The sequence below is a fragment of the Streptomyces sp. P9-A4 genome (assembly GCF_036634195.1).
Lineage (GTDB): Bacteria > Actinomycetota > Actinomycetes > Streptomycetales > Streptomycetaceae > Streptomyces.
The window spans coordinates 4,257,529-4,275,395 of sequence record NZ_JAZIFY010000001.1; the positions used below are offsets into that span (position 1 = coordinate 4,257,529).

Consider the following 17,867-nt stretch of genomic DNA (forward strand, 5'->3'; position numbering starts at 1 on the left):
GATGTGTTCTCAATGTCCGGATTCGATGATGGAGGCATGACCGCGACGACCTTCACCCTCGTGACCACCGTCCCCCGCCCCCGCGTCCACACCCTGGGCACGGCGCTGCGCGCGATACGCGCCTTCGGCGGCGCGGCGGCCGCGGTCACCCTTCTCGGCGACTACGGCCCACCGCGGTCCGGCGTCAGGAACCCACGACCTGAGTACGCGCCGGGCCCGGACTGAGTACGCGCACGGCTGTCGGCGCCGGGGAGCGCTGATGCGATCGCAGCATGACGACGAAGCCCGCCGCGACCACCGACACCGCGACCACCGACACCGCGACCACCGGCACCAGCACCCGCGCCCTCCGCTTCACCGCCGCCGGCGGATTCCTCACCCCTACGGCGCGAGCAGCTCGTCCGCGTCGACGATCCGGTACGCGTACCCCTGCTCGGCCAGGAACCGCTGCCGGTGCGCGGCGAAGTCCTGGTCGATGGTGTCGCGGGCGACGACCGAGTAGAAGTGCGCCTGGTGGCCGTCGGCCTTCGGCCGGAGCACGCGGCCGAGGCGCTGCGCCTCCTCCTGGCGGGAGCCGAAGGTGCCGGACACCTGGATGGCGACGGTGGCCTCGGGCAGGTCGATGGAGAAGTTGGCGACCTTCGACACGACGAGGACGCTGATCTCGCCGGTCCGGAAGGCGTCGAAGAGCTTCTCGCGCTGGGCGTTCGGGGTCTCGCCCTTGATGACGGGGGCGTCGAGGTGCTCGCCCAGCTCGTCGAGCTGGTCGATGTACTGCCCGATGACGAGGATCTGCTGCCCCTCGAACTTCTTCACCAGCGCCTCGGTGACCTTCCGCTTGGTCGCCGTGGTGGCGCAGAAGCGGTACTTCTCCTCGGCCTCGGCGGTCGCGTAGGCGAGCCGCTCGGAATCGGTCAGGTTGACCCGGACCTCGACGCAGTCGGCGGGCGCGATGTAGCCCTGCGCCTCGATCTCCTTCCAGGGCGCGTCGAACCGCTTGGGCCCGATGAGGGAGAAGACGTCGGACTCGCGCCCGTCCTCGCGGACGAGGGTGGCGGTCAGCCCGAGCCGCCGCCGGGCCTGGAGGTCGGCGGTGAACTTGAAGACGGGCGCGGGAAGCAGATGGACCTCGTCGTAGACGATGAGTCCCCAGTCCCGGGAGTCGAACAGCTCCAGGTGCGGGTAGACGCCCTTCCGCTTGGTGGTGAGCACCTGGTACGTGGCGATGGTGACCGGCCGGATCTCCTTCTTCGTACCGCTGTACTCGCCGATCTCGTCCTCGGTCAGCGAGGTGCGCTTCACCAGCTCGCTCTTCCACTGGCGGGCGGAGACGGTGTTGGTCACGAGGATGAGGGTGGTCGCCTTGGCCTGGGCCATCGCACCGGCTCCGACCAGCGTCTTCCCGGCGCCGCAGGGCAGTACGACCACACCGGAGCCACCGTGCCAGAAGCCCTCGACGGCCTGCTTCTGGTACGGCCGCAGGGACCAGCCGTCCTCGGCGAGATCGATCCGGTGGGCCTCGCCGTCGACGTACCCGGCGAGGTCCTCGGCGGGCCAGCCCAGCTTGAGCAGCGTCTGCTTGATCTGCCCGCGCTCGGAGGGGTGCACGACGACGGTGTCGGCGTCGATCCGCTCCCCGACCAGCGGCTGCACCTTCCGCGACCGCAGGATCTCCTCGAGGACGGGCCGGTCGGTGCTGGTCAGGACGAGCCCGTGGGTGGGGTGCTTGGACAGGGTGAGCCGCCCGTAGCGGGCCATGGTCTCGGCGATGTCGACGAGCAGCGCGTGCGGCACGGGGTAGCGGGAGTACTCGACGAGCGCGTCGACGACCTGCTCGGCATCGTGCCCGGCGGCCCGCGCGTTCCACAGCCCGAGGGGCGTCACCCGGTAGGTGTGAATGTGCTCAGGAGCCCGCTCCAGCTCGGCGAAGGGCGCGATGACCCGCCGACACGCCTCGGCAAGCTCGTGGTCGACCTCCAGGAGCAGCGTCTTGTCACTCTGGACGATCAGGCAGGACACACATACCTCCAGCGATAGGATCGTGTTGTGACAGACACCACATCTGCGCCTGCCACGGCCAGGGCCATGCCCCGTGCCCGTCGCCCGAAGGGCGTTCCGGCCAACGCGTCGGGAATGCGCGCGGCCATCTATGTCCGCCTTTCGCGGGAAACAGAAGAGTCTACCTCGCCGGAGCGTCAGCGGGCGGCGTGCGAGGCGTTGTGCCAGGCCAGAGGCTGGCAGGTCATAACCGTGGAAGAAGACATCGATGTCTCCGGCTACTCGCGTGGCTTGGACCGTCCGGGGCTGCAACGCGTCCTGTCCCGTCTCGCCGAGTTCGACGTGATCGTGTTCTTCAAGATCGACCGCTTGGCCCGGTCCACGGTGGACTTCGCGGAGATCATGAAGATCACGCAGGCGGAGAGTGTGGCCCTGGCATCCGCCAGCGAACCCCTGGACCTCACGTCATCCATGGGCCGCGCCATGGCGAAGGTGATCGCGGTCTTCGCGGAGCTGGAATCCGACACCATCGGGATGCGCGTCTCCAGCGCCCACGAACACCTGCGGCGGGAGGGCCGCTATACGGGCGGCAGAGTGCCGTACGGGTACCGGGTGGCCCCCAATCCCGGCGGTGCGGGGAAGGTCCTGGAGGTCAACCCCGAGGAAGCGAGGACGATCCACGAGATCGTGGAACGAGTCCTCGACAAGGACTCGCTGCTCAAGATCGCAGTGGATCTCACGAAGTCCGACAAGCCATCACCCGGCCACTCGTCGCGGCAGACAGCGGGCAAGCGCAGCGACTCCAAGCGGTGGTACCCCTCCACGTTGCGGAGCCTCCTCGGCAACCCTCAGTTGCTGGGGCAGGTGATCGAAGACGGAAAGCCGATCCTGATGACCGACGGGCTGCCGCTGGTCAACCGCACGCCGATCCTGGACATGGACACGTGGCAGGCATTGCAGGACGAACTGAGCCGGCGGGCCAATCCGGGCGACAGGCGCCGCGAAGGAACGGCGCTGCTGCGGGGGATCGCCTACTGCGCGGTGTGCCACAACCGCATGTACACGTACGTCGCCAAGGGCCGAATCCGTTATCGGTGCATCGGCCGGTTGAAGGCCCGGCAGGCGGGCGCGGAGCTCACCTGCTACGGCGTGAGCATCGCGGGTGAGGGCATGGAGCAGCACGTCACGGCGCTGTTCCTGGAGAAGTTCGGCGCATTCCCCGTGGTGCGCATGGTGGAGCACGCGGGCGAGGACTTCCGCCCGCAGATCCGGCAGGCCAGGGAAGCGCTGGAAGACCTTGAGAAGGACCGGTACGACCGTGGACTGTTCAAGGGCGAGGAGGGTGCCGCGAGGTACGCGACTCAGTACGCCAAGCTGGAAGAGCGCTTGGCTTCGCTGAACGAGAAGCAGCGCACCGCGAAGCCTGCGGGCGTGGAGGCGATCCCGACCGGCCGGACGCACGCACAGCTCTGGAAGGACGCGGACACGGCGGGCAAGCGTGATCTGCTGCTGAACGCGGGGGCGTTCGTGGAAGTCGGCATGTCCCGGAAGGGCGGCCCGAAGCTCGACGTGTCCCGCCTCGCTGTCCACTTCGGCGAAGACGGCGAGATCCGCCGTGCGGACGCTGACGGCAAGGACGTCGAGGCGGTCATACAGCGTGCCGTAGCCCGGGAGCTTGAGCTGTTCTGAGCCCACCTGAGCGCTGTTCGCGGCCCGTTGCTGGGGAAGCCCTGGTGGCGGGCCGTGCTCGCTCCCTGGGGGCGCCGCCGGCTTGCTGCTCCGTCAGCGGCAGGGCGATGACGAGATGACGGTTCTCCCTACTTTTTTGATTGCACATAGAAAAGTAAGAGAAAAACAGACCATGGGCCCCATCCGTCATCCCGTCATCGGGTTGGCGCGCCGCCGGACGTGGCCCCAGGGAGGTGCCCCCTTCCCGCTTCCTGCCAGAGCGGCAGGGAGGCGGAGACCTCGGATGGCTCATCAGGGCGTTCCGGTGGAGCTGTCGAGGCCCGACGTCACGGCGCGTCACCGTCGAACCATCGTCGGCAACCCTCCGTGTCGGAAGGTGGTCAAAGTGCCGTACTGGCCCCCTATTTCCACTCTCTCTAACGCGCGTTAAGGAGAAAAGGAAAAGAGGGTTCAGTTTGGCGGTTCGACCGGAGAATGACCCGAGGGGGGCGACCCCGTCGGGAGGATGCGGCGGATCGTTGAGTGGCGGCCCCTCCCGCCCCGTACGGGTCTGGTGAATCCAATCCGCGATCGCGGAGTGTGACGGACTCGGAGGGTCTCAGAAACGATGGTTTGCGAGACGCCTGCCGTAGGGGTCCGAAGGCGTCTGATCCGTGTTCCCAAACCCGTCTCAGAACTCCTTGGGATTTCTTTATATTTTGAGACGAGTTGTGAGACGATCTCCGCATGGCGACGACCTCTGGGCACCTGATCGGCTACGCGCGATAGTTCGGCATGAGACACGTCCGCGTGAGAATGTCCAACCTCAGAGCGCGTATGTCACTCCGTCAGATCGGCCCCGGTGTCAGGGTCGTGTCTCACTCAATCTCCGATGTGCCTGCCGTCGGTTCGCCGGTTCCTTGGTCATCTCGGGCGGCGAAGGCGTCAATGGCCCGTGCGATTGCCTCGTCGAACTCAGTCTGACGCGCGGTGGCTGCCTGCAGGTCGATCCCGGTCCGCACGTCCTCGTGTGGCCTTCGGGTCTTGGCGTCCAGCCATAGTTCCGCTGGAAACGGTGGCAGTCCGGCCAGCAGCGTCGCCAGGCCCGGGTCTTCCAGAGTGGCCAATGACTCCAGTTCCATCGCCTTAGCGAGAATCCGCCGCAGCTCGATCTCAATGACCCCCAGATCGAGTGTCTCGCCCGCCACCTCGACGACCCAGGAGCCGTTGTCGACGCTCCGCATCGGCGGTGGTGGGAAGGTCGGCAACCCCCTGGTTTCCACCTCTTCGGCCGTGGCGCGGGGGTGCTTGCCCGTCCACTCGTCGAGGCGCTCGTCGAAGTGTTCGCTGGAGTCCCGGACCTTCCGGTCCAGGACAGGTGATGCGTCATCAACATCCAGGATGGCGCGCAGACGTTCCCCGCGGTATTTGCGCCGGTCATACGCGTCCTGCTTGGATCCAGCATTTTTCGGACGGTTGTTGTCCAATCCGACGGGCTTGAGCATCTTCGAGACCTTGGCGCTGAACATCAGGAAGGTCTCCAGCGGGATCCAGACCAGCGGGTCCGGGGGCGTTTGACCGGCCCGCTGTCGGATCTCCAAGAGCGCGACCTGTGCGTATCGGATGTCTCGCGCCAGCCAGGTCAGGTAGACCCGCTGCGCCCACTCGTCCCAGATCAACTTCTCAGTCACAGCGGCCATCCTCCACCCGTGCGGCGCACGAAAGCATTCGATTTGAGTTGCCGAACGGCGGCAGGACATCTATCTGCGTGGGAGCACGTGGACCGTAGTCTCCGAGGTAGACGTCAGTTCCCGCCGCAAGGCGATGATCTCGTCGTGCTGGGCGGCGAGGCGGGAGAGTGCCTCCGCTCGAAAGCTTTGCAGCTCATCGATCTCGATGTTCCTCTTGCCGAGGCGTTCACGCAGGGTCGCGACTTCGGCCTTGAGTCGTTCGATCTGGGCGAGGCGTGGGTCGGAGTGTTGTCCCGCTTCCTGGGCAACGGCCCGGTGGCGGTCGAACTCGGCTTTCAGATGAGGGTAGGTGCGATAGAGCGTCGCCCGTGGTACTCCGGCGAGGGAGCACAGGCTCTTGACGTCACACTTCAGACCGTCGGGGACAGGGCCCGCGAGGAGTTGGTGCATCGCGGACCGGACCCTGGTCTCCGCCTCCGCTTGGTTGTCATGCGTCACTTTCGGGCTCCTCGGTGTGTCCGGCGGTGTCGATCTCGGCGACGATGCGGGTGGCGCGGTCGAAGGCGGCCTGGGATCGCGCCCGCTCAGGCTTGGAGAGTCTGGGGTTGCCGAGGAAGACGGCCTGGGTGTTTGTGGCGTGGTCGGCCCAGACCTGCCGGTGCTGGGGGTGGTGGGTGGCCTGCGGGCAGCGGGCCGAGTCGCACATCCCCATCAGGGGCTTGTCGGCGTCCGGGGTGCCGGCGAGTTTTAGGCACAACGCCTTGCTCGGGTCAGAGAACCAGCAGTAGTTGCCGACGCCGACGTGGAGGGTCTTGGCCTTGGCTTTCAGGACGCGCTCGACGCGGCGGTCGTCGATGACGGTGACCGGCCCGGCCTCGTGCCGGTCCAGGGCCTCGTCGGCGGCCTTGAAGGCCGTAATGAGGTCGCGGGCGCCTTGTCCGCTGGGCAGGATGCCGCGCTGGTAGTCCTCGTAGGCGGCGACGGTCAGTCGCAGGTGTTCGGCCTCTTCCTCGGCGGCGACCTCGGCGGCGAAGGCGGCCTGGTGGCCGCCGGGGCGGGCGGCATACCCCTCGGTCGTGGCGACACTGACGTGTTTAAGGTGCAGCTTTGTGGCCATCAGGCCGTGTGGGCGCTGGGCGATGGCCATCGCGAGGGTGCGGCGGAGGGCTCGCGGGTTGACCGGTCCGTCTGGGAGAGGCTCCAGCCCGAGCCGCTGCCCGTGCTCGCCGTTCACCCATGAACGCAGGGCTGTGTAGCGGCGGTTGCTGTTGTTGGACGCCTTGGCGAACAGCCGCTGGCCCGGAGGGGCGCCGGTGAGGGCTTCGGTGGTGGCGATGGCGTGGTGCACGTCCTCGATGACCACCCAGGCGTCCTCGGTCCCGCCGAACGCTTCGCCCTTGATGCGACGGGAGGCCAGGCGGCAGCGGGTGCCGCCGCCGGGTCGCTGTTCCTGCTGTCGGCATCCGCTGGTCAGTTCCGCCAGCTCGGAGGTGCGCATGCCGGACAGCGCCGAGGTGAGGAAGTAGGCGGCCGAGGTGACCACGTAGACCGTCGCGTCCAGCTGGTGCCGGGCCATCGGCGTGGCCCACGGCACCAGTTCGCCGTCGCCGTGCCGGGGAACCCGAGCCGCGTCACGGCACCAGGGCGGTTGCAGGCCACACTGGCTCACCCAACGTTCCAGCTCAGGGCGGAGAGTCTCCAGTTGCCGGCGGTGGCCCATGGCGCCCGCGGTCTCGACGACGAAGGGGTGCCAGGCCATGTGCAGGAGTGGATCGTCCGGGTCCCATCCGCCCTTGAGCCGCTGAGCGATAGTCGAGGACTGGGCCTGTGGTGCCGGGATTCCGGCACCACGCCGCTGGTCGACGGCCCCGCGTAAATGGTCGATCTCGTGGGTCAGCAGGCTCCGCTGCGAGTTGGCCTCGTCGTCGTCGGCGGCGCGGGCTGCCGCGGTCTCGGCCGCCAGTGGCGGGCCGATCGTCTCCAGCAAGTACAGACAGTTCGCCAGCAGGGGCCGCAGCAACGTATCCGGAACCGGTGGCACCAGGTTCTCGTCGCTGCGTACGTATCCGGCGACCTCGTCGGCGCCGCGTCCCGGCCACGGGGTGAAACCGGGTTGGTAGCGGTCGCTGAGGATCTCCGTGTAGAGGGCGAGGAACTGTGGGATGCGCACCCTCGCCGCCGTGGTCGAAGGTGACAGCGGCCTGTTGGGATCGGCGGTGGTGCGCGAGACCGTGGTGAGGTAGGCGTCGCAGTGGTGCTGGCGGACCTGGGGCAGCGAGGTGACGCCGACCGAGGTGAGGTAGTTGAACCACAGGGCCAGGTGTTTCAGCTCGGACCAGAGCGAGTTCGGGTTCAGCGGGACGCGGAAGGCCCGCGGCAGGGTGGCCACATCCGGATGGAGCGGGGCCAGCCGTGCCAGCAGATACTCGCGGGCGACCTGCCGCCAGCGCGGGCTGGCGATGGCGGTGAAGTCAAGGATCTTGCGGTGCCTGCTCATCACCACCGGGGCGTCAGCGAGGCCGGTCAGGTCCCATACGTCCTGGTCGAACACGGGGCGGGGGCTGCCGGGATCGCGCCGCAGGCCGGCGGTCTCGATGACCGGCAGACCGCGGAAGGGGTGCCGTCCGGCAAGGACCGGGACGGCGGCATGGGCGGTCGTCACTGGGGCTGTTCCTCCAGGTTCAGCGGCAGGAAGGCGCCGGTCTCGTTGATCTGCCGACTGGCGGCGTCGATGGCTGCCGGGCCGAACCGGGGCAGGATGTCCTCGTCCAGCCGGGCCGCATACGGGCCGAAGATCCGCAGGAACTGGGCGGTGGTCATCTGCTGGGCCTGCCGGGAGAAGTACTCCTTGAGCCGGAGCAGGTTGGGCAGGTGACGGGGCGCGAACGCCGCGAGCGGACACAGCAGACACACCCAAGGCCGGGCCGGGCACAAGGTTCCCGGCGACGCGTGCGGGCTGTTCAGCGGACTGGCGCAGGCGGCGACGAACACGTCCTGTTCACCGGAGAGCAGAGCCTGGATGGTCGCCGCGTCCAGACCGGCGTCCTCGACCAGACGCGGGAACGAAGCGGCGAATGCGGCAGCGTCCTCGCCGCTGACCACGACCGGCGGGCCGGCCTTGCGGCGCACCTCGCCCTGGGCCTGCTCGATGACGCCCTCCAAGGCGTCCAACTGAGCCGGCGTGTGGGAGCTGAGGTAGTGGTCACCCTCGACGCGGGCGCTGTGGTTGGGATCGATCGTTGTGCGCCCGGTCCAGGCCGCCCGGTCGCGGCGGTGGTGGTAGGTGGCCCGAACCCGGCCACCGTGCACCGGCAGTAGCCGTCCATCGTCGCCGAGCACGCCCGAGGACTCCACCCAGGCCCGTCGCCTGCTCTGGGTGCGGGGCCGGGCGAAGATCCTGCCCCGTCCGGCTCCCCGACCGCCGCCATCGCGGCCCATGTGGATCCACAGATGCACGGCCAGCTCACCGGCATGTTCGCGCAGCGGGGCCGAGTGCTCCAGCCAGCGGTCCAGCAACCGCACCGCGTCGCGGGGGAGGTTGAGCACCTCGCCCCCGGTGCGTCCCTTGCGGTAGGAGAGGAGGACCGTGTTGGCCGAGGTCCGGGTGATGTCGTCGAGTCGCAGCGCGTCGATACCGTCCGGGACGATGCCTGTGCGCATCGCGAACAGAGTGAGATAGGCGAGTGCCGTGTCGGTCACCGGGAAGAGCGCCGCTTCGACCCCGGCGATCTGAGCCCCGTCCATGCCGACGTCCGCCGGGCCGAGCCGCTCGACGGCTCTTCTCGCCTCTGCGGGCCCTGCGTGGAGCCAGAGCCAGGCGACGTTGTCGAGGGTGATTCCGTGGGCGGACGGGTCGGCGCCGCGGGCGGCTGCCTCCAGCGCCTTGCGGTGAGCGCGGCGGGCCTCCGCGATCTGTTCGGTGCACGCGGTTTCGAGCCGCTGCCACTCGCCTTCGCTGTAGGGCTGGTTGGGCCGGCTCTTCCCGGCCTTGTTGATCCGCCGCCCGGCAAGGTGGCGGCAGATGTCCTTATCCAGCCCTCCGATCGTCTCCTGGAAAGCATCCAGCACCACGCGGATGCGCCGCTCGCGGTGGTAGTCGCAGGTCAGCCAGTACTGCACCAGCGTGGCTGAATTCAGATCGGCGAGACCGCCCGTGGCGCCCAAGGCGTCGAGGTCATGCGCCATCCGGCGCATCGTCGTCATGTACTGCCGGGCCACGGAGCGGGTGCGGATCGGCCCGTGCGGGTGGGTTGCCGCCACCAGCCCCATGGCCAGGTCCGCGGCCATCCGCTGGTTCGACAGATCGTGCAGATCCCCGTGATGGACGACGCCGTCCGGCAGGGTGAACAGCACCGCCAACGGCTGCTGGATCTCGGCCGGCATCAGATCTCGTCCTCGAACTCGACTGCCGCCGTCTCGTCTGCGGCCGGGGCTCCCCCGGCGGCTGCGTAGGCGTCGCGGTAGATCCGCTGGGTGTCGAGCAGATGCAGATACGCCTGAGTGGTGACGGCACTGGCATGTCCCAACAGGTCGCGCAGCACCAGCAGCGGATCGGCCTTGGTCAGGTAGAGCGCCAGCGCGTCATCACCGCCCGCGTCCACGACCAGCTGGGCAGCCTGCTGGTAGTAGCCGCGCACCAGGCGCTCCAGCGTCGCCATCGCGAAAGTGTGCCTGGTGACATGGGGATGAACATGAGGGAAGGACGGCTCGTAGCGGTCCCGGATCCGCTGCGCGGTGCGGCGGAGAACGGTCGCCCAGTCGACGAATGGCTTCCCGCCGGACTGCACCGCCAGCAGAGCGCTGCCCCCACCGGGCGCCACCAGCCGCAGGCGCTCGGCCGGGGTGAGGGTGTGCCAGCGGCGGCGGGTCCCGTTGATGAGTGCGCCGTCATGTGTGGGGGCTTCGACGAACAGCGGATCGCGGGGCCGCCAGCACGAGTCCTCCGTCGCCGCCGCCCGCTCCCAGCCGAGGTAGTCGTGGACGCGGGCCAGGGCGTCATAGTCGATCCACGTCGAGCGGCCCCTGCGGCCCTTCGCCGTCGGCGCGGCGAGCACCAGCGGCACCGGCACCGCCGTGCGGCGGCGCGGAAGCGGCGGCACCTCGTAGACCGTCAGGTGCGTGAACTCCTGCGACCGCAGCCCGCTGGACAGCGCCAGGCCGATCACGGCCGCGTTGCGGCCGGTCTCCCGCCCCCGGAACGAGACATCCCGCCCGCCCGCCGGGTCGTTGCCCGCCAGGGCATGCATCAGCAGCTCGGCGTACGGCCTCTCCAGGTACTTCCGCGTCGCGTGCGCGTTTCCGGTACGCACCGTCGCCAGATTCCTGGCCACCTCCACCCGCGAACCATCCGGGCGCGTCATCGACTGCCGCACGTAGGAGAACGGGACCGTCGGCGCGTGCCCCTCGGCCGCCGCCCACTGGTAGAAGGACGAGAGCGTCTTGACTGCCAGATTCCAGCTCGCCGGACTGAGCCGCACCTCCAGCGGCCCGGACAGCCGGTACTCGGCGTACATCGACAACGCATCCCGAAGCCGCTGCCGATCAGCGAACGCCGGGATCCGGCGGGCGTCGAGGAACTCCGTCCAGCCCTTGAGCGCCTGGGCGTACGTACGCCACGACTTCGGCGACGGCGCCCCGCTGACCGGTAACTCCCGGAGCCACAGGTTCATCACCACCGTCGGCCGAGGCCCCGCAGAGTCCTCGAAGCAGAGGTCCTCGTCGATGAGGACGGGCATGGCCTCCCGGATGACGGGCCGCTCGTACAGGCCCCACTCTTCCCACCCGGCGGAACTGAAGTAGTGCAGGATCACATGACGAACCTGGAGTGAGACACGAGACAGAGCAAGAGCTATCACTCTTACGTGGGAAGGAACTTCACCCCCACGAGACACACTGAAACTGCAGAGCTAACGCGCGAGTCTCCACCGATGACCAGGAAGCGCAGTTGCAGCACGACGCGCTGACTGAGGCAGGGTGCGCCCGGATCTTCACAGACAAGGCGAGTGGCAAGAACACGGACCGCCCGGAGCTGACGGCCGCTCTGGACTACGCCCGCCCCGGGGACACCCTGTGCGTGTGGAAGCTGGACCGGTTCGCCCGCTCGCTGATCGACCTTGTGACGCTGGTGGACTCGCTCGCTGCCCGTGGGGTCGGCTTCAAGGTGCTGACGGGTGCACTGGCGAGCATCGACCCGAACACCCCGGACGGGCGGCTCATGCTGCAAGTGGTGGGCGCGATGGCGGAGTTCGAGCGCAGCTTGATCAAGGACCGGACCCGCGCCGGCTTGGACGCTGCCCGTGCGCAGGGGCGTACGGGTGGACGGCCCGCCGTGATGGACGCTGACAAGCTTGCTGCGGCCAAGGCGCGCCGAGTCAACGGGGAGAGTGTCACGGCCGTCGCCAAGGCGCTTGGGGTGTCCCGCGCGACGCTGTACCGGGCGCTTGCCGACGCCGAGTAGCGTGCGGCCCCGAAACAAGCGATCTGTCTGTCTCACAGCCTGTCAGTGCATCGCGGACCGGCAGGCGGGCGGGAGCCGTCTTTGCCGGGGTGTGAGGATGCCTGCGTGGATTGTGATGTGTGCGGCGGTGAGATGTGGCGATGGCCGGTGCCGCCGACCCGATGGGTGGATGAGATCTGGTCCTGCCCGTGGTGCTACGCCAGCACGCATGTGGGTGGCGAGTGGTTCGAGATAGCTCGGCCGCCGTACCTGCCGATGGGGGCACGCTGGGAGAGGGCTGTCGCGGACGCCCTCGACGCTGACCTCTCCCATGCCTTCGGAATCTTCGACAAGACTCTGTGCGGTATCCAGGCGGCAGGCATGTCGCCGTCGGATCTTCTGTGGCTGCCGGAGCGGGAGGGCGCCTGTGGAGCCTGCTACGCAGCAGCGGTGGCTATTGATGAACGCTGGCCGCAATCCATGAGGGGGGAGGGTGCCCGGATGAACGTCGCGCGTCAGCCTGCCGCCGGGCAAGATGCTTCTTGAAGCGCCGTCCGCTGGGGGCGCGCTCAGGCGTGAGCGGAGAGGTGCCGGGGGACGGCCCGCTCCCACAGTTCCTCGCCGTGCTCCGCGAACCGGTCGAACATGCCCCCGCTGTTGTGGCGACGCAGGTGTAGGAGGGGCGAGTCATGGCCTACGAGTCGAGCGAGATGCGGTGTCACCAGGGCTTCGTCATCGAAGCGGAACACGGACAGGCTCACGTGGTTGATGGCGTCCAGCGGGGCGGAGACTCGTGCCTCAACCCCTTCGAGCGGGCCGAGCCGGTCCAGGTGCTCCAGGGTGATCCTGATGCGCGTGGAGACGGACAGGGCTACATCCTCGATCGTCTCTCGCTGGCGGGTCACCTCTCCGTCAGGGTCCCCCACGAGGAACCGCACCCGGCACCCCGCCTCAGCCTTGCGCCGGATCGTGTCCGCGAAGTGGGGCACCTGGGTCCAGAAGAAGTAGTTCGTGTAGCCGGCGAGGAAGAGCTCCGTGCGCGCCGACTCGACAAGCTCCGTCCAGACCGTTGACGGGCACGCGGACCGATACGGGTAGCTGTGGACCAACTCGCGGTCGGTGCCCGTCTTCACGCGTTCCTGCACAGCCTTCGGCCACAACATCTCTTCGTCCACTCCCAGCGCCCGACAGGCGTCCGCTCGGTTCCTTGCGTGTGGTGTCAGATCAGCATTGCTCAGCCATCGTTCCACCTGCTTCACAGATACCCCCACCCGGTACGCTAACTGGCGCGAGGACAAGCCTGCGCCTTCCATGGCGGACTGAAGAGCGGCGTTCAAGTCAACCCCCTCGCCGTGCCCTTTTGGGCTTTCTTCGACCTTAGCGTCGAACGTCTCAACTGTCCGGCGTGCGGGGGCAGATACGTCCGCGAGGGTGGGTGACGCTCACGCCATGACCGAACCCACGCGATACAGCACCCCGCCGGTTGAACTGCCGCTGCGACTGGACCCGGAACCGACCCCGGTCGAGGGGTGCGCCGGCTGCGTCGAGTTGGCCAACGTGCGGGACCGCGCTCGCGTCGTGGGTGACTGGACGACCGTGAGCGACTGCAACGTCTACATGCGGCGCCACCCCGAGGGGCACTGATGGTCACCCGGGCGGACATTGGCAAGCCGGTCAGGGATGGCGCCGGGTGGGTCGGCATTCTGCGTGACGTGATCTGGGACTACGAAGACCCCGCCGAGTTGCCCGGAGATCGCCGCAAGCGCCCCACGGCGTTCTTGTGGCCCGAGGGTGGGGGTCGAGAGTGGCTGGTCCCGCCCCGCGGCGTACAGCGCGTGTGACGCCCACCAGGCGGCCCCGTCCGGCGACGGCGAGCAACACAGCCGGGCGGGCTTTCCGCTGCCTGCCCCGGCGTGCTAGGTATGTGCATCCGACCTGATCGATTGGACGATAAGAGGTCCATTCACGCGATCAGGTCCTTCCGACACCGTGCCGTCCCCATAACGGCCAATCCTCCAGTGTGCCCGACCCACGCCCCACCCGGAGGCCCCTGAGGGCTTCAACCCCGGGCAGGGGTCCTGCCGCCGTTCGAGGAACTCCTGACCCGCCCGTCCTCACACCTGGTCGTCCGCCAGTTCCGCCACGCCCGTGATCCTGTGCAGCGGGTACGTGCGGACCTCGTCCGCCGTGTGGTCGTAGCCCGTCACGAAGCCGCCCTCCACCCGGACCGGGGCGATCACCCGCTGGCTCGCCGCGCCCTCCGCGTTCACGTAGCCGATCCAGACCGCCGAGCCCGTCATCGCCGCCGCCTGGACCGTCGCCAGCGTCTCCGCCGCCGAGGTGCGGGGCAGCGCGCCCGCCGCCGTGGGGGCCGCCGGTTCCTTGCGTACCGCCGTCGCCGCCCGGTCGCCCGCCCGGATCGCCCGTACCGCCGCGCCCAGCAGCGTCGCGTCCGGGGCCGGCGGGCCGTCCGGGACCGGCACCGGGGCCTTACGCGCGCCCGTCCGGTACGCGTCCGCCCGGGTGATCAGCACATCGCCCTCCGCCGACTCCGCCGCCGGCGCGTACCCCATCGACCGCAGCCCTTCGAGCAGCGACGCCGGGTCCGTCTGCGCCGCGAGCACCGTCGGTGCCAGTCTCCGCAGCCCCAGCGCCGCCGATCGCCGGTCGGCCAGGATCTCCCCGAGGACCGTGTCGTCGTCGCAGCGGACGTATGCCGACGCCGCCCCCACCCGCAGATGGCCGTGGCGTCTCGCCACGTCGTCGATCAGGTACGCCAGCGGCTGCGGCACCGGCGTACGGGAGTGCGCCTTCAGGAACTCGTGCAGGTCGGACGCCGTCCGCCCCGAGTCGAGTGCCCGGCGCACCGATCCCGGTGTGAACCGGTAGACCGTCGCACCACCCTTCGACTCCACGTCCGCGAGCACCGCGAGCGCGTCGGACAGCGGCCGTCGCAGCGGCCCCGGCGCCACCGCCGTCAGGTCCGCCTGGAGAAGTACGTGGTCGACCGCCTCCGGCAGCAGCGGCGCGAGCAGCGTCGCCGCCCTCCCCGCCGCCACCGACAGCTCGACCCCGCCGCCCGGCTCGGCGTCCGACGCCGCCTCCGCGAGCGGCAGGTTCAGCAGCGCCCGCGCGGGCCCCGACAGGGCGCCCCGCCCGGTGAGCCCCAGCAGCTCCGCCTCGGCCAGCGTCCAGCGGGCAAGGCGGGACCGCAGATCGCCGGGCGCCGGCGGCGGTAGGGCGGACACACCCGCCCCGCCGGGTCCCGCTCCCGCGCCCGCCGCCTGTTCCACCGGGCGGCCGCCCTGCGCCGCGCCCCGCAGCGGCCGTTCCCACCGGAGCCGCGCGAACAGCGACTCCGGGTCCGCCGCCGACCCCGGCGGCAGCGTCGCCAGCAGCCCCAGCACCCGGTGCCGGACCTCCGGCGCCGGCGCCCGGTCCAGCTCGGGCCCGAGCGCCGAAAGCGCCCGTCCCTTCGCGTCCTGCCCACCGACGAGCCCCGCCGTACGCGTCGCCGTCAGCCACGGCGCCACCAGCAGCGACCAGCGCTCCGCCGGCGGCAGGTCGAGCCAGTCGTCGTACACCGGCGTCGGCGCGTACCGCTCGTCCGCCTCACCGTCCGAGGCCAGCAGCCCCGCCGCGTAACAGAGCTCCAGCCAGAACGCCGCCGTCTCCTCGGTGACGTCCAGCGTGGCCGCCGTCCGCCGCAGATCCCGTACCGAAAGACCGCCCGCCCGCAGCACCTGCGGCCCGCCCCGGTCCCAGGACTTGAGCAGCTCCTCGACCGTCGCGAGCGCCAGCTGCGCCTGCCCGGCCGCCGCACTGTCCACAACCTGTGGGCGGTACTCGCGCTGCACCCGCAGCTCCGGCGCCAGCGGCTCCGGCGCCCGGTGCGCCCGCCCGCCCCGCAGATGCAGCGCCACCTCACGCGGCAGCACCATCGTCCGCGCCGACACCGGCAGCAGCAGCCCCCGGTCCCGCAGCCACTGCACCGGCCGCGCCGGCTTCGCCGTCACCTCGCCGTACGGCGGACCCCACACCAGCCGGTCCAGGACCGCCAGCGCGTCCGGCGGCGCCGTGTCGAGCAGCGCGCTCATCCGGTCCCGGTCCGTGAACAACTCCGTCAGCACCCGCACCGCCGACACCGGATCGTGCGTCGCCGAGAGCCCCGCCGTCCCGATGATCTCCTGCACCCGGCCCGGCGACATCCCCGCCGTCGCCTCCGCCACCGTCGGCCCGAGCCCCGTCGGCGACGGATGCTGCGCCGAAGGCGCCAGCAGCTCCCGCGCCGTCCGCACCAGCCGCAGCCGGTCGTCCTCGCCCCACACGAGCGCCTGCTCGCGCAGCAGCGCCACCGCGCCCGGCAGCGCCGCCTCGATCGCCGCGTCCCCCTCGTCGCCGGTGAGCAGCGCCAGGAGTACGGGGTACGGGGCCGGGTCCGGCGCCACCGCCAGCGCCTCCGCGGTCTGGAGCGCGAACCGGTCGAGCCGTTCCAGGGCCCGCACCACCGAACCCCGCGTCCCGGCGCGCGTCGCCAGCTGCGTCAGATCGTTCGGTACGGGGCCCAGCAGGTCGGGCCGGGCCCGCAACAGCGCGGCGAGTCCCTCGTCGCCCCGTGCGCGCAGCGCCTCGGCGAGTGTGCGGGGCGCCGCGGCGGCGCCAGTTACCTCGGGCACGTGCGCCTCCCGGTCGAGCTCACCGATCCCCATCCGGACCACGTTAGCCGCTGCGCAGGCGCTAACGTCGGGCCGTACCGGGCGAACCGGCCGTGGAGGGGCACCGTGGGGATCGAGAGCGACCAGTTGGTCTACGACTATCTGAGCCGGGTCGGCGATCTGGCACAGCAGCGCCAGCTGCCGGCGAGCGAGCGGATGCGGCTGGTGTCCACCCTCCGCAACGAGATCGACCGCCGCCGCGCCACGCACGGCGAGGAGAGCCCGTCGGCGGTACGCGGCATCCTCGGCGCGCTGGGAACGCCGGACGAGGTGGTGGAACGCGCGGAGGGCCCGGGCGCGGCGACTCCGCGCGCGGCGCGGGAGGACCGGGAGGACGGGGACGCCCCGTCTCCGGGCGCGTCGCGGGCGGCTGCGGTGCCGAAACCCCGCAAGGAGGGGCGCCAGGGGAGAGCGCCGGGGTGGCTGCCGGGCAGCAGGAGGACCCGGGAAGGGACGGGTGCGGGATCGGGATCGGGATCGGGATCGGGATCGGGATCGGGATCGGGATTGGGATCGGGCGGTTCCAAGTCCGCGTCGGGCAAGATCGCGTCGGGCAAGACTGCGTCGGGCAAGACCGCGTCGGGCAAGACCGCGTCGGGCAAGTCCGCGCCCGGCAGGTCACTCTTCGGGAAGTCCAGGGCCGGCGGCCGTATCGAGGCCGACGCCCCCCGCCTCGATACGACCGGCTCCGCCGCCCCCCACACACCCGACAGCGGTGGTGATGGTGGCGGTGACGGCCTCCTCGACGACATGTCGGACTGGTGGCAGGAGGAGGACCCCACCGAAGGCCTCCCGGGGTTCGTCGGCGGGGTGGAGCGCCCGGACCTCTTCGTGGAGCCGCTCCCAGAGGAGGAGGACGGCGACGACGACGAGGACGACGCCGGGGCCTGGGACGAGGACCCCGTCCCGGGGAAGCGCCGCCGCCTCGCCCGTATCCTCCGCCGCCGCAGGGCCGCGGCCCCCGAGGCGGCGGCGGAACCGGAGTTCGACACGGCCCCGGTCTCCCGTCTGCGCCTCGGGAGCCCCTTCGTGCTGCTCGCGGCGCTCCTCCTGCTCGGCGGGGCGCTGTTCGGTTCGCTCGTGGCGCTCGCGGCGGGCTGGCTGCTCGCGTACGCCTCCCGGCGGCTGACCCCGGGCGAGGCGAAGGCCGCCGTCCTGGTGATCCCGGGCCTGGCGGCGGCGTCGGGCGTGCTGTGGCTGTGGGGCAGGGCCGGGGGCCGCTGGGGCGACCCGGTGGCGGCGGGCGGCGAGGCGATGGGCGCGGCGGTGTCGGAGACCTGGCCGTGGGTGCTGCGGGGGGCGGCGGTGGCCTCGGCCCTGTTCCTCCTGTGGCGCGCCCGCCGCCACTGACACGTCCAC

The 17,867-nt window shown here is 70.3% G+C and carries 13 protein-coding genes and 1 pseudogene; 6 read left to right on the forward strand and 8 right to left on the reverse strand.

What is annotated here, in order from left to right:
• Nucleotides 1-36: 36 nt before the first annotated feature.
• Nucleotides 37-225: a hypothetical protein gene (locus V4Y03_RS19210; protein WP_332435708.1), complete on the forward strand. Its 189-nt coding sequence runs from the start codon at nucleotides 37-39 to the stop codon at nucleotides 223-225.
• A gap of 156 nt (nucleotides 226-381) precedes the next feature.
• Here V4Y03_RS19210 and V4Y03_RS19215 read toward each other — a convergent pair whose 3' ends face one another.
• Nucleotides 382-2,019, reverse strand: a complete 1,638-nt coding sequence (locus V4Y03_RS19215) for a DNA repair helicase XPB (protein WP_332435710.1) — start codon at nucleotides 2,017-2,019, stop codon at nucleotides 382-384.
• 114 nt (nucleotides 2,020-2,133) lie between these two features.
• On the opposite strand from V4Y03_RS19215, the gene V4Y03_RS19220 reads away from it, so the two are divergent.
• Nucleotides 2,134-3,687 (forward strand): recombinase family protein, encoded by a 1,554-nt coding sequence (locus V4Y03_RS19220; protein ID WP_332437226.1) that lies wholly within the window; start codon nucleotides 2,134-2,136, stop codon nucleotides 3,685-3,687.
• 857 nt (nucleotides 3,688-4,544) lie between these two features.
• On the opposite strand, the gene V4Y03_RS19225 is transcribed toward V4Y03_RS19220, so the two are convergent.
• The 5 genes from V4Y03_RS19225 to V4Y03_RS19245 form a co-directional block, all read right to left on the reverse strand.
• Complete coding sequence (locus V4Y03_RS19225; protein WP_332435711.1) at nucleotides 4,545-5,357, reverse strand: hypothetical protein; 813 nt, start codon at nucleotides 5,355-5,357, stop codon at nucleotides 4,545-4,547.
• A gap of 69 nt (nucleotides 5,358-5,426) precedes the next feature.
• Nucleotides 5,427-5,855: a hypothetical protein gene (locus tag V4Y03_RS19230; protein WP_332435712.1), complete on the reverse strand. Its 429-nt coding sequence runs from the start codon at nucleotides 5,853-5,855 to the stop codon at nucleotides 5,427-5,429.
• Nucleotides 5,845-8,019, reverse strand: a complete 2,175-nt coding sequence (locus tag V4Y03_RS19235) for an integrase (RefSeq protein ID WP_332435713.1) — start codon at nucleotides 8,017-8,019, stop codon at nucleotides 5,845-5,847. The genes V4Y03_RS19230 and V4Y03_RS19235 overlap by 11 nt, the downstream gene beginning before the upstream one ends.
• The gene (locus V4Y03_RS19240) at nucleotides 8,016-9,740 is read right to left on the reverse strand and encodes a hypothetical protein (RefSeq protein ID WP_332435714.1); all 1,725 of its coding nucleotides are present in this window, start codon (nucleotides 9,738-9,740) and stop codon (nucleotides 8,016-8,018) included. Before V4Y03_RS19240 ends, V4Y03_RS19235 begins: the two co-directional genes overlap by 4 nt.
• Nucleotides 9,740-11,167, reverse strand: a complete 1,428-nt coding sequence (locus V4Y03_RS19245; RefSeq protein ID WP_332435715.1) for a tyrosine-type recombinase/integrase — start codon at nucleotides 11,165-11,167, stop codon at nucleotides 9,740-9,742. Before V4Y03_RS19245 ends, V4Y03_RS19240 begins: the two co-directional genes overlap by 1 nt.
• A 113-nt stretch (nucleotides 11,168-11,280) precedes the next feature.
• On the opposite strand from V4Y03_RS19245, the pseudogene V4Y03_RS19250 reads away from it, so the two are divergent.
• Together V4Y03_RS19250 and V4Y03_RS19255 are read left to right on the forward strand one after the other, a co-directional pair.
• Nucleotides 11,281-11,655, forward strand: a pseudogene (locus V4Y03_RS19250) (recombinase family protein); the annotation flags it as partial.
• A 30-nt stretch (nucleotides 11,656-11,685) separates the two neighbouring features.
• Nucleotides 11,686-11,814, forward strand: a complete 129-nt coding sequence (locus V4Y03_RS19255) for a helix-turn-helix domain-containing protein (protein ID WP_332437227.1) — start codon at nucleotides 11,686-11,688, stop codon at nucleotides 11,812-11,814.
• 548 nt (nucleotides 11,815-12,362) lie between these two features.
• Here V4Y03_RS19255 and V4Y03_RS19260 read toward each other — a convergent pair.
• Nucleotides 12,363-12,956 carry an XRE family transcriptional regulator gene (locus tag V4Y03_RS19260; RefSeq protein ID WP_332437228.1) on the reverse strand — a complete coding sequence of 198 codons (594 nt, stop codon included), beginning with the start codon at nucleotides 12,954-12,956 and terminating at the stop codon, nucleotides 12,363-12,365.
• Nucleotides 12,957-13,242: 286 nt separating this feature from the next.
• Here V4Y03_RS19260 and V4Y03_RS19265 point away from each other — a divergent pair, with 286 nt between their 5' ends.
• A complete protein-coding gene (locus tag V4Y03_RS19265; protein ID WP_332435716.1) occupies nucleotides 13,243-13,437 on the forward strand; it encodes a hypothetical protein in 195 nt (64 codons plus the stop codon).
• Between the two features lie 470 nt (nucleotides 13,438-13,907).
• Here V4Y03_RS19265 and V4Y03_RS19270 read toward each other — a convergent pair whose 3' ends face one another.
• A complete protein-coding gene (locus V4Y03_RS19270; protein WP_332435717.1) occupies nucleotides 13,908-16,502 on the reverse strand; it encodes a helicase C-terminal domain-containing protein in 2,595 nt (864 codons plus the stop codon).
• Nucleotides 16,503-16,574: 72 nt separating this feature from the next.
• Here V4Y03_RS19270 and V4Y03_RS19275 point away from each other — a divergent pair, with 72 nt between their 5' ends.
• The gene (locus V4Y03_RS19275) at nucleotides 16,575-17,858 is read left to right on the forward strand and encodes a hypothetical protein (protein WP_332435718.1); all 1,284 of its coding nucleotides are present in this window, start codon (nucleotides 16,575-16,577) and stop codon (nucleotides 17,856-17,858) included.
• Nucleotides 17,859-17,867 lie beyond the last annotated feature (9 nt).